Source organism: Actinoplanes subglobosus (assembly GCF_042650585.1).
Classification (GTDB): Bacteria; Actinomycetota; Actinomycetes; order Mycobacteriales; family Micromonosporaceae; genus Actinoplanes; species Actinoplanes subglobosus.
The window spans coordinates 14,548-30,118 of sequence record NZ_JBHSBL010000036.1; the positions used below are offsets into that span (position 1 = coordinate 14,548).

Annotated in this window: 13 protein-coding genes; 11 read left to right on the forward strand and 2 right to left on the reverse strand. The window is 68.9% G+C overall.

The genetic code is table 11. From position 1 onward, the window contains the following. Nucleotides 1–54 precede the first annotated feature (54 nt). The 11 genes from ACFO0C_RS46530 (at nt 55) to ACFO0C_RS46580 (ending at nt 13,730) form a co-directional block, all read left to right on the forward strand. The gene (locus ACFO0C_RS46530; protein WP_378073307.1) at nt 55–1,131 is read left to right on the forward strand and encodes an ATP-binding protein; all 1,077 of its coding nucleotides are present in this window, start codon (nt 55–57) and stop codon (nt 1,129–1,131) included. Further along, on the forward strand, nt 1,128–1,784 hold the full coding sequence (locus tag ACFO0C_RS46535) for a response regulator (RefSeq protein ID WP_378073308.1): 657 nt from the start codon (nt 1,128–1,130) through the stop codon (nt 1,782–1,784). The genes ACFO0C_RS46530 and ACFO0C_RS46535 overlap by 4 nt, the downstream gene beginning before the upstream one ends. 101 nt (nt 1,785–1,885) lie before the next feature. After that, nucleotides 1,886–4,615: a putative bifunctional diguanylate cyclase/phosphodiesterase gene (locus ACFO0C_RS46540; protein ID WP_378073309.1), complete on the forward strand. Its 2,730-nt coding sequence runs from the start codon at nt 1,886–1,888 to the stop codon at nt 4,613–4,615. Between the two features lie 165 nt (nt 4,616–4,780). After that, complete coding sequence (locus ACFO0C_RS46545; RefSeq protein WP_378073310.1) at nt 4,781–5,221, forward strand: TIGR03618 family F420-dependent PPOX class oxidoreductase; 441 nt, start codon at nt 4,781–4,783, stop codon at nt 5,219–5,221. A 202-nt stretch (nt 5,222–5,423) separates the two neighbouring features. Then, nucleotides 5,424–6,329 (forward strand): TIGR03619 family F420-dependent LLM class oxidoreductase, encoded by a 906-nt coding sequence (locus tag ACFO0C_RS46550; protein WP_378073311.1) that lies wholly within the window; start codon nt 5,424–5,426, stop codon nt 6,327–6,329. 628 nt (nt 6,330–6,957) lie between these two features. Then, nucleotides 6,958–7,977, forward strand: coding sequence for an ABC transporter permease (locus ACFO0C_RS46555; RefSeq protein ID WP_378073312.1), 1,020 nt, complete (start codon nt 6,958–6,960; stop codon nt 7,975–7,977). A 101-nt stretch (nt 7,978–8,078) separates the two neighbouring features. Continuing rightward, entirely contained in the window at nt 8,079–9,818 is a 1,740-nt protein-coding gene (locus ACFO0C_RS46560; RefSeq protein WP_378073313.1) for an ABC transporter substrate-binding protein, read from the forward strand. 88 nt (nt 9,819–9,906) lie between these two features. Continuing rightward, on the forward strand, nt 9,907–10,896 hold the full coding sequence (locus ACFO0C_RS46565; protein WP_378073314.1) for an ABC transporter permease: 990 nt from the start codon (nt 9,907–9,909) through the stop codon (nt 10,894–10,896). 31 nt (nt 10,897–10,927) lie between these two features. After that, nucleotides 10,928–12,001 carry an ABC transporter ATP-binding protein gene (locus ACFO0C_RS46570; protein ID WP_378073315.1) on the forward strand — a complete coding sequence of 358 codons (1,074 nt, stop codon included), beginning with the start codon at nt 10,928–10,930 and terminating at the stop codon, nt 11,999–12,001. Continuing rightward, nucleotides 11,998–13,029: an ABC transporter ATP-binding protein gene (locus ACFO0C_RS46575; RefSeq protein WP_378073316.1), complete on the forward strand. Its 1,032-nt coding sequence runs from the start codon at nt 11,998–12,000 to the stop codon at nt 13,027–13,029. Before ACFO0C_RS46570 ends, ACFO0C_RS46575 begins: the two co-directional genes overlap by 4 nt. 71 nt (nt 13,030–13,100) lie before the next feature. After that, nucleotides 13,101–13,730 carry a carbohydrate-binding protein gene (locus ACFO0C_RS46580; RefSeq protein WP_378073317.1) on the forward strand — a complete coding sequence of 210 codons (630 nt, stop codon included), beginning with the start codon at nt 13,101–13,103 and terminating at the stop codon, nt 13,728–13,730. A gap of 532 nt (nt 13,731–14,262) precedes the next feature. Here ACFO0C_RS46580 and ACFO0C_RS46585 read toward each other — a convergent pair. Next, complete coding sequence (locus ACFO0C_RS46585) at nt 14,263–14,637, reverse strand: Hsp20/alpha crystallin family protein (protein WP_378073318.1); 375 nt, start codon at nt 14,635–14,637, stop codon at nt 14,263–14,265. Between the two features lie 74 nt (nt 14,638–14,711). After that, complete coding sequence (locus ACFO0C_RS46590; protein ID WP_378073319.1) at nt 14,712–15,323, reverse strand: TetR/AcrR family transcriptional regulator; 612 nt, start codon at nt 15,321–15,323, stop codon at nt 14,712–14,714. Nucleotides 15,324–15,571 lie beyond the last annotated feature (248 nt).

A 15,571-nucleotide genomic window follows, 5' to 3' on the forward strand; every position in this document is an offset into this window, starting at 1 on the left:
GTGACAGCGGCGGGACGACGCCCCGCGGCGCCCGCCGGAAATAGCGTCCCCGGCATGACGAAGAGCATCGCCCGTACCGCCGCCGCGCTGACCCTGGTGGGCGTGCCGACGGGGCTCGCCCTCACCGGTGGGCTCGGTCCGGTCGCCCTGATCTCCGCGCTGGCCACGTCGCTGGCCGCGATGATGCTGGCCGCCCGCCGCTGGCCGCTCGCCATGCTGCTCCTGGCCTTCTCGACGGTCACCGCCTGGCGCGCCGCCCATCTGATCGAGGCCGGCTGGGTGTGGCCGGCGACCGCCGCCCTGATGGCGCTGGTGCTGGCCGGGCGGCTGCGGACCGCGGTGGTCACCTCGGCGGTCATGCTCCTCTGGGGCGTCAACTGGGACACCTTCGTCTACCCGCACCCGGCGAACTGGGTGTTCGCCCACCTGGGCGGGGAGGCGCTGTGGGTGGCCGCGGTGCTCGCCGGGGCCACGGCCTACCGGAACACGCTGCGCTGGCGGGCCGAGGTGGCCCACCGGTTCGACGTCGAGTCCCTCCGCCGGCGCGCCGAGGAGCGCGTGGAGATCGCCCGTGACCTGCACGACGTCGTGTCGCACACGCTCGCCGTGGTGGGCGTGCACCTGAACGTGGCGCTGGACGCCTTCGACACCGAGCCGGAGGAGGCGAGGGCGTCGCTGGTGCTCGCCCAGGAGGTCCGCGGCCGGGCCATGACCGACCTGAAAGCCCTGGTCGGCGTGCTACGCGAGGGGGAACTCCCGGCGATGGAGAGTCTGGACCGGCTGCTCGGACAGGTCCGGGAGGCGGGACTCGACGTGACCCTCACCGAGACCGGTGAACCGGTGGAACTGCCGGCGCCGGTCGCGGCCGCCGTCTACCGGGTGGTGCAGGAGTCGCTGACCAACACGGTCCGGCACGCCGGGGCCGGGCGGGTCACGGTGACGGTCCGGTACGCGCCGGACAGCGTGGTCGTCGAGGTCCGCGACGACGGGACGGGCGGCGAGTCCGCCGACGGCCACGGCATCGCCGGGATGCGGGAGCGGGTGGCGGCGCTCGGCGGCGCGCTCACCGCCGGTCCCGGCACGACCGGTTTCACGGTACGGGCCGCCATCCCCGTGACGGAGCGGACATGACCATCACCGTTCTCCTCGCCGACGACCAGCACCTGGTCCGGGCCGGTTTCCGGAGCCTGCTGCGGCGCGGCCGGGACCTGTCGGTGGTGGGCGAGGCGGCCACCGGCGACGAGGCGGTCCGCGCCGCCCGGGAGCTGCGGCCCGACGTGATCCTGATGGACATCCGGATGCCCGGCATGGACGGCATCACCGCGACCAGGAAGATCCTGGCCGCCCAGCAGACCCGGATCATCATCCTGACCACCTTCGAGACCGACGAGTACGTCTTCACCGCCCTCGCCGCCGGTGCCAGCGGTTTCCTGACCAAGGAGATCGACCCGGAGGCGCTGCGCACCGCGGTCCGGGTGGTGGCCGGCGGGGACGCCCTGCTCTCTCCCAGCGTCACCCGCCGTGTCGTCGGCCAGTTCGCGCACCGCCCGGTCCCGGCGGCCGGGCGGGCCGGTGGTGAGCGCCTGTCCGTGCTCACCGAGCGCGAGCGGGAGGTGGTCCGGCTGGTCGCCACCGGCCTGTCGAACGATGAGATCGCGAGCACTCTGGTGATCAGCCCGCTGACCGCGAAGACCCACGTCACCCGGGCGATCGCCAAGCTCGGCGTCCGGGACCGGGTGCAGTTGGTGATCGTCGCCTACGAGGACGGCCTGGTCGGTAACTGATTGTCAGGATCTTCTCAGGACGGCCCGCCCCGGCCCGATGACCCCGGTTGACCTGACCTCGGCACCTCAGCCGGGGAGGCGTACCGGAAAGGGGCGAGCGGATGGCAGTCGACACGACAGTGCCGGATCCGCGGGCGACGCGTCGCTGGGCCCGGCTCAGCATCGCGGCCGGCACCGCCCTCGCCGTCCTGAGCGCCCTGGTGGTCGCGGGCGCCGGTGGACCGGACGCGGCCCGCGGGTTCACCGCCTGGGGTCTGCTCGCTATGTCGTCGGCCGCCGCGGCCGGTTGTGTGTGGCGGTCCCGTGGCTTCACCGGACGGGCCCGCTGGGGGTGGTCGCTGCTCGCCGCCGGGGTGTTCCTGTGGGGTCTCGGCCAGTTCGGCTGGTTCACCCAGTGGCCGGTCCCGGGGGTGACCCGCGACCTGTTCCCCATGCTCGGCGCGCCCGGGCTGATCGGGCTGATGATCGTGATCCCGGCCGGTGTGCTGACCCTGCCGAGCGCCTCCCAGCCGCTGGTGAACCGGCTTCGCAGCGTTCTCGACGGCCTGTTGATCGCCTCGTCGCTGGTCCTGGTCGCCTGGATCTTCGTGGTGGACCCTCGGCTGGAGGAGAGCGCGCACGGCGCCGAGTTCTACTTCACGCTGGTCTTCCCGATGACCGACATCGTGATCGCCACGATCCTGGCCTACATGCTGCCGCCGCAGCGCCGCCGGCACGGCTGCGGCGCCGATCTGGCGTTCTTCGGCATGGGGATGGTCGCGTTCGCCGTCACCGACGTCGGGCACGTCTATCTCGAACTGATCGACGACTTCGGTGCGGCCCCGCTCGTGCACCTGCCGTCGCTGGCCGGGTACGCCCTGGTCCTGATGGGTGCGGTCCGTCCCCGCGACAACGACGCCAAGCCGCTGGACCTGCCGGCGGGTGTCTGGAGCACGGCGGTCACGGTTCCGTACATCGCGGTACTGGCGGCGCTCGGTTCCAGCGTGATGTTCCACGTGCAGACCGGGCACAGCCACCCGTTCGTCGCGTACACCCGCTCGTTCCTCATCCTGTTGATCGTGGGCCGGCAGCTCCTCACCCAGATGGAGAACCGTGCCCTGACCCGCACCCTGGAGAGCCGGGTCGAGGAGCGGACCGCCGAGCTGCACGCCCGGGAGCAGTGGTTCGAGGCACTGATCCGGCACAGTTCGGACGTGGTCACGGTGATCGACGCGGACGGCCTGATCCGCTACCAGAGCGAGTCGATGCGCCGGGTGTTCGGCTACCCGTCGGAGGCGTTCGTCGGCCGCCGCTACACCGAGCTGGTCGACGCCGAGGTGGCGATGCGGCTGTGCCAGGCGATGCGCCAGGTCGCCGCCCGCCCGTTCGCCGACGTCACGCTGGAGGTCGTGCACACCCACCGGGACGGCGGCAAACGCCCCTCCGAGGTGATCATCACGAACCTGGTGGACGACCCGCACGTGGCCGGCTTCGTGCTGAACACCCGGGACATCAGCGAGCGCATGGAGCTCCAGGAGCAGCTCATGCACGAGGCCTACCACGACTCGCTGACCCAGCTGGCCAACCGCGCCCTGTTCCGGGAGCGGGCCGCCACCGCGATGCGCGCCACCGGCGCCGTGACCGTGTTGCACCTGGACCTGGACGGCTTCAAGCGCATCAACGACAGCCTCGGCCACCTGGCCGGCGACCAGCTGCTGGTGCAGGTCGCCGACCGGCTGCGCGGCTGTGTGCGGGACGGCGACCTGGTGGCCCGGTTCGGCGCCGACGAGTTCGGGGTGCTGCTGCTCGGCGAGGAAGAGGAGGGTGCCGCACCGGTGGCCCGCCGGATCCTCGACGACCTGGACGCCCCGGTGATGTTCGGCGAGCGCCAGATCCACGTCCGGGCCAGCATCGGCCTGGCCGGCACCGCCTCCCTCGGTGACGCCGAGGAGAACGCCGGCGACCGTGCCGAGCAGCTGATGCGCAACGCCGACCTGGCCATGCATCACGCCAAGGCGACCGGCGGCGGCGTCTTCTCCAATTACCACCCGCGCATGCGCGAGGGTCTCGTGGACCGGCTGGAGCTGGAGTCCGACCTGCGTGCCGCGCTGGAGAACGGCGACCTGCGCCTGCACTACCAGCCGACCGTCGACCTGGCGACCAGTCAGGTGATCGGCTTCGAGGCGCTGGTCCGCTGGCCGCACCCGACCCGCGGCATGATCAACCCGCTCGACTTCATCCCGATCGCCGAGGCCACCGGCCTGATCGTGCCGCTCGGCCAGTGGGTGCTGCACGAGGCGTGCCGGCAGGCCGTCGAGTGGGGGGTGGCCGGCGACGGCTACCCGCCGAAGATGTCGGTGAACGTCTCGGTCCGCCAGTTCGACCGGGCCGATCTGTCCGAGATGGTCGCCCGGGTCCTCGCCGAGACCGGCATGCCCGCCGACCGGCTGTGCCTGGAGATGACCGAGAGCGTCCTGATGACCGACACCGAGGCCAATCTGGAGCAGCTCCTGCGCCTCAAGGCCCTCGGCCTGACCCTGGCCATCGACGACTTCGGCACCGGCTACTCGTCACTGGCCTACCTGCGCCGGTTCCCGGTCGACACCCTCAAGATCGACCGGTCGTTCGTGGAACGTCTCGGTGTCATCGCCGACGACACCGCGCTCACCGACACCATCGTCCGCCTCGGCAAGAGCCTCGGCATGGCGACCGTCGCCGAGGGCATCGAGGAGTTCGGCCAGCTCGCGGCCCTGCGCGAGATGGGCTGCGGCTTCGCGCAGGGTTACTACTTCTCCCGGCCGGTCCCGGCGGCCGAGGCGGGCCGGCTCTTCCTCGAAGGCGCCAACGTCTGAAACCACGATTTCGTACGGCTACGCAGAGTCCCGCCGAGCCACGCGAGCCCGATGATCCGTTCCGGCCGAAGCGCGACCGCCGGGCTGAGGCGGTCCGTCACGCGGAGTAGGCGATCCGTCGCCCCCTCCGGCGCGCCTCCCGGCAGGCGGACCTACTCTGGTGGAATGGGTGCGCTCGAGGACGCGTGGGGACTGAGCCGGGACGAGACCGGGCTGGCGATCGTCTCGACCGTGCGGGCCGATCTGACCGTGCAGTCGACGCTGGTGAACACGGGCATCATCGGACATCCGGCGGACGGGACACCGGTGCTGGCGTTCGTCACCTACGGGGCGGTCAAACTGCGCAACCTGCGGGAGCGGCCGCAGATCGCGGTGGCGTTCCGCAGCGGCTGGCGCTACGCGACGGTCGAGGGCCGGGCACTCCTGGCCGGTCCGGACGATCCGCACCCGTGGCTCGACCCGGAGCGCCTGCGGCTGCTGCTGCGGGAGATCTTCACGGCCGCCGGCGGCACCCACGACGACTGGCCGGCCTATGACCGCACCATGGCTGAGCAGCGGCGCACCGCGGTGCTGGTCACTCCGGCGCGGATCTATCCGGTCTCCTGACCGGCGTGGGCACGCCCGCTGGGGGGCCGGTGACCGGGGGATACGCCCGTGAGGTCGCCCTGTCCGCCGCGCCCCGTGGCCGCGTCGCGCGGCTCGGCAGCGCTCCTTCCGGCCCGTACGACATCGTGCTCGAAGAAAGAGTCACGACGCACACCGGGCACTCCGCCGACGGTGACCGGCCGCGGCGGTTAGGTTGCTTTTCATGCTGATCAGTTTCGGATGTCCGGTGTCCGGCGCATGGGCGCAGCCGGAGACGTTGACCACGATCGCGCGGCAGGCCGAGGACCTCGGCTATCACGGCCTGTGGGCGTTCCAGCGGCTGCTCGTCGGGCGTGACCAGGATCTCGCGCCGGTCTATCACAGCGTGCTGGATCCGATCGTCGCGCTGACCTGGGCGGCCGCCGCTACGTCGCGGATCCGGCTGGGCGTCTCGGTGATCAACCTGCCGTATGTGTCGCCGGCATATCTGGCCAAGCAGGCGGGATCGCTGGACCGGCTGTCCGGCGGGCGGTTCGATCTGGGTCTGGGAACCGGCTGGTCGGAGGTCGAGTTCGAGGCGACCGGATCGGATCCGAAACCGCGCGGCCCGCGTACCGAGGAGTATCTCGACGTTCTGAAAGCCCTGTTCAGCGGCGAGGAGACGGAATTCGGCGGCCGTTTCTACCGGATTCCGCCGAGCCGGATGCTGCCCGCTCCGGGCCGGATCGGCGGCCCTCCGGTGCTGCTCGGCGGCACCGCTGACGTGGCGTTGCGGCGGGCCGGCCGGATCGCGGCGGGGTGGGTGAGCAGCAGCCGGACCACCCTGCCGGAGATCGCCCGCGGCGTCCGGATCGTCCGGGAGGCCGCCGAGGAGGCCGGCCGGGATCCGGACGAGTTGCGGATCGTGGTCCGCGGCGTGGTCCAGGCCGGGCGGCGCGACGAGGCCGTCCCGCTCTCCGGCGACTGGGCGCAGATCCGTGCCGGCGCCGAGAGGTACGCTGAAGCGGGCGCCACCGAACTGTTCTACGAACCGAACTGGGATCCGCGTATCGGCGGGCTCGATGCGGACCCACGGGCCGCCGCCGAGCTGGGTGCGGAAGTTCTCGCCGGACTGGCTCCGAACCACTGATCGACCCCCAAAGGGCCGGCCTCAATCGAGCGCCGATAAATGCGCGATCTTGTTACATGATGCGACTACGCAACGTTCATCGGCGCGAGCCGATGGAGGTTCGAAATCGGAAACCGCAGGGAAACAGTGCGGCGTCACGCGGCGCCCACCAGGGACGGTAACTCTCCGCAACTGCAAGAACGCATAAGCGCGGTAAACCCGACATTCTCTGCCCTCCGGTCGTTTCGCCGCATGGAAGATGGCGCTTTTACCCCCAAAATGGGTTCTTATGACCCCGGGACTCGAAGCACGATATGACCTAGGCCTTATGACAACGAACCCGTTCCGTTACCGGATCGATGCGTCAACACATTTCTCGGCCTGCGGATCTCGGATAAATTTCTGAACCGCGGCAGACGAATACCGCTCACATAGCGCCGTTGGGGGCGCGTCACCGGGGGAGGGATTGGTGCGTGGTACAACCAACTATCGACCCCGGCCGCATGCTGACGATCCTGATGCGCATCGAGCGCCCGCCGTCACGACGACGGGCCGAGTCGACCCGCCCGGGACCGGGCAGGACCAGGCTCGCCACCGCGAGTGACAGGTTCGTTTCGCGATCAAGTCCGCTACGAGGAGACACCGCATCATGAGCAACACCCCGGCCACCGCCGACTCACGCTCACCAGGCACCGAGGATACGGCGGTAGCGGTTCTCCAGCCCGACACGGCCAAGGCATTCGTCGGCCGTTCACCGGGCCAGCTCGCGTGGATCCGTCTCAAGCGGGACCGGACCGCGTTCGGCAGCTTCATCACCGTCGTGTTCTTCATCCTGCTGGCGCTCCTGGCTCCGGTGATCTCCCGGCTGTACGGGATGACCCCGACCGAGGGCTTCAGCGACAAGCTGAACTTCCAGGGTCTGCCGACCGGCTACCTGGGCGGTGTCACCGGCGACCACTGGCTGGGCCTCGAGGCCGGCAGCGGCCGTGACCTGTTCATGCAGCTCATCTTCGGCCTGCGCACCTCGCTGATCATCGCCTTCTCGGCCGCGATCCTGTCGATCGTCGCGGGCGTCGTGCTCGGCATCGTCTCCGGCTACTTCGGCGGCTGGGTCGACCAGGCTCTGACCTGGTTCACCGACTTCATGCTGGCCTTCCCGTTCCTGGTCTTCGCCCTGGCGATCATCCCGATCATCAACACCGCCGCGTTCGACGTCGGCGAGGAGGTTCCGGGCTCGTTCCGGATCAGCGTCATCATCGGGGTGTTCGCGATCTTCGGCTGGATGACCACGGCGCGTCTGGTCCGTGGCCAGATCCTGTCGCTGCGCGAGCGGGAGTACGTGGAGGCCGCCCGCGCTGCCGGCGCCGGCAGCGCGCACATCCTGTTCAAGCAGCTGCTCCCGAACATCTGGGCGCCGATCCTGGTCGCCTTCTCCCTGGCGCTCCCGGGATTCATCGCCGCGGAGGCCGCGCTGTCCTTCCTCAACATCGGCGTCGTGGAGCCCACTCCCGACCTCGGCCGCCTGGTCTACTACGGCCGGCAGTGGCTGGGCACCCCGGACTGGGCCTACTTCCTGATCCCCGCGACGACCGTGTTCATCGTGGTCCTCGCCTTCAACCTGCTGGGCGACTCCCTTCGCGACGCGCTTGACCCGAAGTCGTCGAAGTGACCGGCCGGTAAAGGAACACAACTAAAAACCGTGTACTTCCGCTCGTGTCGTGGAGGGCCGATCGGCCCAGGCACGTTCCGGTTGAGAGAAGGAGAATCTAAGTGCGACGCAAGTTCGGAGCGCTGTCCGTCGGCGTTCTGGCGGTTGCTCTTGTTGCCAGCGGGTGTTCGGAGACCACGAACGACAACGGCGGCGGCGGCGACCAGCAGAACCGGGTGCAGACCGGCACTATCGCAACCGACCCCGCGGAGTCGCAGGGTCCGGCCAAGGCTGTCGAGGGCGCCGCGAAGGGCGGCACTGTGAAGCTCCTCCACGAGGCGGAGTTCGCGCACCTCGACCCCCAGAAGATCTACGTCTCGGACGCCCTGTCCATCGCCACGCAGTTCGCCCGTACCCTGACCGGGTACAAGGAGGACGGCAAGGGCAACCTGAAGCTGGTAGGCGACCTCGCCACCAACGCGGGTGAGGACGTCAACGGCGACTGCAAGGTGTGGAAGTACACCCTGAAGGACGGCCTGAAGTTCGAGGACGGCACGCCGATCACCGGCGCCGACGTCGTCTACGGCATCTCGCGCTCGTTCGACCCCGACTGGGGTGACGGCCCGACCTACCTGCAGAAGTGGCTGACCGGCTCCGCCGAGTACAACACCACCTACAAGGGCCCGTTCCAGAGTGCCGGCGCCGCTGTCCCGGGCGTCAAGGCCGAGGGCAACGTGATCACCTTCACGTTCCCGGCCGCGCAGTGTGAGACCCCGTACGCGGTGGCCATGCCCACCTCGGCGCCGGTCCCCGCCGCGAAGGACACCAAGGGCGACTACGACCGCAAGCCGGTCTCGTCGGGTCCGTACATGATCAAGGACCACGCGTACGACCAGTACATCGACTTCGTCCGCAACCCCAACTGGGACGCGAACACGGACCCGATCCGTAACGCCTACCCGGACGGCATCCGCGTCGAGTTCGGCATCACCGCCGAGACCGGTGCCCAGCGCGTCGTCGCCGACGCCGAAGAGGACAAGACGGCGTTCATCTGGGCGAACGTCCCGGCCGCGGTGCTCCCGAAGACCACCGAGCCGGCGGTCAAGGAGCGGGTCAAGGCCGGCCCGTCGCAGTACGTCGAGTACACCTGGATCAACACCGAGCGGGTCACCGACCTGAAGGTGCGCCAGGCGCTCAACTACGCGGTCGACCGTGACTCCATCATCAAGCTGCGCGGTGGCGTCGACCAGTTCGGCTCGACCATCACCTCGCCGACCATCGCGGGCTACCAGAACTTCAACGCCTACGACGGTGGCCCGACCGGTAACCCGGAGAAGGCCAAGGAGCTGCTGGGTGGCAAGGCCATCAAGCTGACCTACGCGTTCCCGAACACCCCGGTCCGGCAGCAGATGGCTGCCAAGACCAAGGAGACCTACGCCAAGGCCGGTATCGAGCTGGTTCTGACCCCGCTCGACCCCGCGACCTACTACGAGAGCGTCGGTACCCGCGGCAACCAGTACGACCTGATCCGTGGTGGCTGGGGTGCCGACTGGCCGTCCGCCGCGACCGTCATCCCGGAGCTCCTCGACGGCCGCACCATCCGTGAGAAGGGCAACCAGAACCTCGCCTACTTCAACTCGGACGTGGTCAACAAGGAGATCGACCGGATCAAGGGCCTCAAGGCCACCGAGTCGGCCGCTGAGTGGGCCAAGCTTGACAAGCTCATCATGGAGACCGAGGCTCCGCTGATCCCGCAGTACTACATCGGGAACTACGAGATCACCGGCTCCAAGATCGGCGGGACGTTCCTGAGCGACTCGTTCGGTCACCTCACCCTCAACACCATGTTCGTCAAGCCGTAACAAGTCTCCAGTCACGCCGGGTGGGATGATCGCGAAACCCGTGGTCATCCCACCCGGCCGTGGCCAGTCAAAAGGAATGTAGAGAACCGTGCTCCGCTTCCTGATCAAGCGCCTGCTACTGGCGTCGACCACGCTGGTGGCCATCTCGATCGTCACGTTCCTGCTGTTCTTCGCGGTGCCGGCGAGCCCCGCGTGGACCATGTGCGGGCGCAACTGCTCCCCCGAGCGGATCGAACAGGTCGAGAAGAGCCTCGGTCTCGATCAGCCGCTCACCAAGCAGTACACAGACTTCGTCAAGGGCGTCTTCGTCGGCCGCACCATCAACGACGCCGGCACCCTCCGCGAGTGCGAAGCCCCCTGCCTCGGATACTCCTTCCGCAGCAAGGAGCCCGTGACCGAGACCATCTCCCGTTCGCTCCCGGTGACGGTGAGCATCGTGGCCGGGGCGATGGTGGTCTTCCTGACCGTCGGCATCGGGCTCGGCATGCTGGCGGCGCTCAAGAAGGGCACGGTCTTCGACCGGGCCGCGATCGGCGCCTCCGTCGGCTTCGCCTCCACCCAGACCTACACCCTCGGCGGTGTGCTGCTGCTGGTGCTCGTCTATCAGACCGGGCTCCTGCCCAACCCGCACTACACGCCGATCACCGAGGACCCGCTCGCCTGGGCCGGCGGCATGCTGCTGCCCTGGATCACCCTCGGCCTGATCAACTCGGCGCTGTACGCGCGGCTCTCCCGGGCGCAGATGATCGAGACGCTTCAGGAGGACTTCGTCCGGACGGCACGGGCCAAGGGCCTGTCCGCCCGGGTGGTCAACCGCCGCCACGCGCTGCGGGCCGCCATCACCCCGATCGTGACGATCGCCGGTGTCGACCTCGGTGCCTACCTCGGTGGCGTCGTCATCACCGAAAGCGTGTTCAGCCTCAACGGCATCGGCCGCGAGGCCGCGGAAGCGGTCGCCGACCTGAACCTGCCGCTGGTCATGGCCACGGTCCTGTTGGCGGCATTCTTCATCGTCGCCATGAACATCATCGTCGACATGCTCTACGCGGTGATCGACCCCCGCGTGCGACTCGGCTGAGCCGTCCAGAGCTGACGTGGAAAAGAGCGAAATGACGACCTCGACCAGCCCTGCCGCGGCCGCCGTGGACCCGGAAGCCTACCTGCAGGTTCGCGATCTCAAGGTGCAGTTCCCGACCGAGGACGGCCTGGTTCGCGCGGTGGACGGCGTGACCTTCTCCGTACGCCGCGGGCAGACCCTCGGCATCGTGGGTGAGTCCGGCTCCGGCAAGAGCGTGACCAGCATGTCGATCCTGGGCCTGCACAACCCGGCCCGGACGAAGATCAGCGGTGAGATCTCGATCGGTGGCAAGAACATCGTCGGGATGAAGGAGGAGCAGATCCAGCGCCTCCGCGGCAAGGACGTGGCGATGATCTTCCAGGATCCGCTGTCCGCGCTGCACCCGTACTACAAGGTCGGCGCGCAGATCGCCGAGGCGTACAAGGTGCACCACCCGAAGGCGAGCAAGAGGGAGGCCGCCAAGCGGGCGGTCGACATGCTCGACCGGGTCGGCATCCCGCAGCCGCAGCGTCGCGCCAACCAGTACCCGCACGAGTTCTCCGGCGGTATGCGGCAGCGCGCGATGATCGCGATGGCGCTGGTCAACGACCCGGCGCTGCTGATCGCCGACGAGCCGACCACCGCCCTGGACGTGACCGTGCAGGCGCAGATCCTGGAGCTCCTGGAGGACCTCCAGCGGGAGTTCCACTCGGCGATCATCATGATCACGCACGACTTGGGCGTGGTCTCGCAGGTCGCCGACGACGTCCTGGTGATGTACGGTGGCCGGCCCGTCGAGACCGGCACGGTCGAGCAGATCATGAAGCGGCCGCAGCACCCGTACACCTGGGGCCTGCTGGCCAGCGTTCCGTCGCTGCACGGCGACGCGAGCGTCGACCTGGTGCCGATCAAGGGCAACCCGCCCAGCCTGATCAACCTCCCCACGGGTTGTGCCTTCAACCCGCGGTGCCGTTACGCTGGTCAGAACGGCAATCGCTCCTTCTCCGAGGTGCCGGAGCTCCGTCCGGCCGGTGAGGACGGGCACAACGTCGCCTGCCACATGTCCTTCGAGACCCGGCAGCGGCTGTATGCAGAAGACATCGCGCACGCAGGAGTGGCCCAATGACTGATCTCGCAGACAGCGCGGCGAGCCCGGCCACGACGCCCGCTCCGGCCCGCGAGCCGCTGCTCAAGGTCGAGGGCCTGACCAAGCACTTCCCGGTCCGTTCCGGCCTGTGGGGCAAGGGCTCCGTGGTCCGCGCGGTGGAGAATGTGAATTTCGAGGTCCGCCCCGGCGAGACCCTCGGCCTGGTGGGCGAGTCCGGCTGTGGCAAGACCACGACCGGCCGCATGCTGGTCCGTCTGCTCGAGCCGACCGCCGGCAAGATCACCTTCGAGGGTGAGGACATCACCCACGCCAAGGGGTCGCGCCTGCGCAAGCTGCGGCAGGACATCCAGATCATCTTCCAGGACCCGTACGCTTCGCTGAACCCGCGGCACACCGTGGGCCGGATCGTCGCCATGCCGCTCCAGGTCAACGGTATCGAGCCGCCCGGTGGCGTCAAGAAGCGCGTGCAGGAGCTGCTGGAGACCGTCGGTCTCAACCCGGAGCACTACAACCGGTACCCGCACGAGTTCTCCGGCGGCCAGCGGCAGCGCATCGGCATCGCCCGGGCCCTGGCGCTGAAGCCGAAGCTGATCGTCGCCGACGAGCCGGTCTCCGCGCTCGACGTGTCGATCCAGGCGCAGGTGGTCAACCTGCTCCGCCAGCTGCAGCGTGACCTGGGGCTGTCGTTCGTCTTCATCGCCCACGACCTGGCCGTGGTCCGGCACTTCTGTGAGCGGATCGCCGTGATGTACCTGGGTCGCATGGTCGAGGTCGGCACGCGTCAGCAGATCTACGAGAGCCCGGCTCACCCGTACACCCGTGCGCTGCTCTCCGCCGTGCCGGACGTGACGAAGCTGGGCGGCGCGAGCCGGATCAAGCTGGAGGGTGACGTCCCGTCACCGATCGACCCGCCGTCCGGCTGTGTCTTCCACACTCGCTGCTGGAAGGCGCAGGAGAAGTGCTCGGCCGAGGCGCCGGTGCTCCTGCCCAACCCGAACGGATCGATCTCGGCCTGCCACTTCCCGGAGTCCGGCGCGCTGGTCTGATCCACCGGTCCTGATCGACAACCGCCTCCCGCGCCCTCGGCGTGGGAGGCGGTTCGTTCTACCCTGTCCGGGTGGATCAGCGATCTCCGACCGTCTATCGCACCAAGTCCTGGCAGAACCGGCGCCGGCTGCTGCTCGCGCTGGGTGCCGCCGGCCTCCTGCTGGTCGGCTACCTGTTCGGCCGCTGGCAGGACACCCCGGCCGACCCGCTGGTGACGCCACAGGCGGCGGCTGCCTCCCCCTCCCCCACCTCGGCCTCCTCTTCGCCTTCACCTTCGCCGGCGTCCGCGCCCAGCGCGGTTCCGTATCCGGTGATCCAGGCGGAGTCGGCGACCGAGCTGTCCGGGGTGGAGACCGAGTCGACCCAGGATGAGGGCGGCGGCCAGAACGTCGGCTGGGTCAACCGGGAGGACCACCTACGGTTCGACAACATCGACTTCGGTGACGTGCCGGCGACCGAGCTGAAGGTCCGCCTGTCGTCAGGATCGGGGATCACCGGCCGGGTCCAGGTCCGGTTGGACAGCCGGGACGCCGCGACGATCGGTGAGCTCTCGATCAGCAACACCGGCGGCTGGCAATCGTGGCGCACGAGCACCGCCGTCCTCCAGCCGGTGTCCGGGGTGCACACGGTCTTCCTCACCTTCACTTCGAACGACAGCGGCGAGTTCGTCAATCTGAACTGGATCCAGTTCGAGCATTGACGGTTGCCGCATGCCAGCCCGTGCTGCCGCATGCCAGCCCGGCTGTCGGGCCGGGCGCACGATCCGGCTGTCAGAGGCGATTCTGGCTACCTCCGGTACCCCTACCCCTGGTACCCCTGGTACCGCTGCTTCCCCGGGTGTCCCTGGTGTCCCGGGTGTCCCTGGTGTCCCTGGTGTCGCTGGTGTCCCGGCTGCCCCGGGTGTCCCTGGTACCCCGGGTGTCCCTCGTACCCCGGGTGTCCCTGGCACCCCAGGTGTCCCTGGCACCCCAGGCGTCCCTGGCACCCCAGGTGCCCCTGGCACCCCAGGTGCCCCTGGTGTCCCCTGTACCCCGGGTGTCCCTGGTACCCCGCGTCCCAGGTACCCCTCGTACCGCAGGCACCTCGGTTTATCTACTTTTGCCTTTACTTACCTATACATATATATATGCCCGAGTTATTCCATACTTGCCTATGCTTGCCTGCAATCGCCGGAGCGCACCATCTGATCGTCAGAAACGACGATCTGATTGCCGGACGACGACGTCTGACTGTCAGACAGTGACCTCGACGCGACGTGGGCTGCGCTCCAGGACCGGGATACTCAGAGTCAGGACTCCGTTGTCATGGCGGGCCTCGAGCCGGTCGGTGTCCAGCTTCTCGGACAGCACGACCTGGCGGCTGAACGTGCCCATCGGACGTTCGGCGATCACGACCCGAAGGTTCTCCTGGTCAGGCCGTCGACGCTCGGCCCGGACGGTCAGCACCTTGCCGTCGACAGTGATGTCGATCGAGGCGGTGTCGACGCCGGGCAGATCGATGTCGATGAAGAACGTGCCGTCCACCCGGTAGGCGTCGAGTCGGGCACCGGAACTGCGGGTCGAGCCCTCCAGGACACGGGCGGTGAGGCGGGGGGGAGTGGTGAGCATGGGTGGCTCCTCAGATTCTTGAGCGTGGGTGACTCAAGTCTGAGAACCGGGAATCTCGGGGCGAGATTCCCCCACTAATTTGTGACGGTCGCCGCTATCCGTCCCATGTGGTCGCGGATCCCGGCCGCCAAGTCGATGCTCCCGCCACTCAGCACCCACTGTAATTGCAGGCCGTCACTGACCGCGACGCACTCCCGGGCCAGCGCCGCACAGTCGACACCCTCCCTCAGCTCGCCGCGGTCCGCACAACGACCGAAGATCGTCGCGAGCCCGCCGGTCGCCTCCCGATAGCGGGCCGCCATGGAATCGTGCGCCGGACTGGACGGATCGGCCGCCTCGGCCACCGCCAGCACCGCCAGCTCGATCAGGCCGGGCTGTCCGAGGAACCGCTCGGTGGTCGCCACGAGCGCCGCGAAGACCTGATCGAGGGTCGCCTCCGGACTCAGCTCCGACCACCACCCGGCGATCGTCTCGATGCGGTGCTCGGCCACCGCGAGCAGAAGGTGCTTCTTCGACGGGAAGTGGTAGAGCAGGCCGCCCTCGGTGACACCGACCGACTCGGCGATCTCGGTCAGTGACGTGCGGTGATAGCCCCCGTCGGCAAACCGCTCCGACGCGATCTCGACGATCCGCTCCCGACGCTTGCGGCCGACCGAGTAACTCCCTGACCTGCTGCTTGGTGGCACGCGTTCACGATACGGCCCATCCCGAAAACCTTGTACCCTCAGTTTTCACCCCGTAGGGTCGCCGTCACACCTCATACGCCCGGGCCTCCCCGCCGACAACCCTGCCGCCTGCCGCCTGCCGCCTGCCGCCTCCCGTCACCCGCCCGCCGCCTCCGCCTTCCGTCACCCGCCTCCCGCCTGCCGTCACCCGCCCGCCGTCACCCGCCCGCCGCCTCCCGCCTCCCGTCACCCGCCTGCCGTCACCCGCC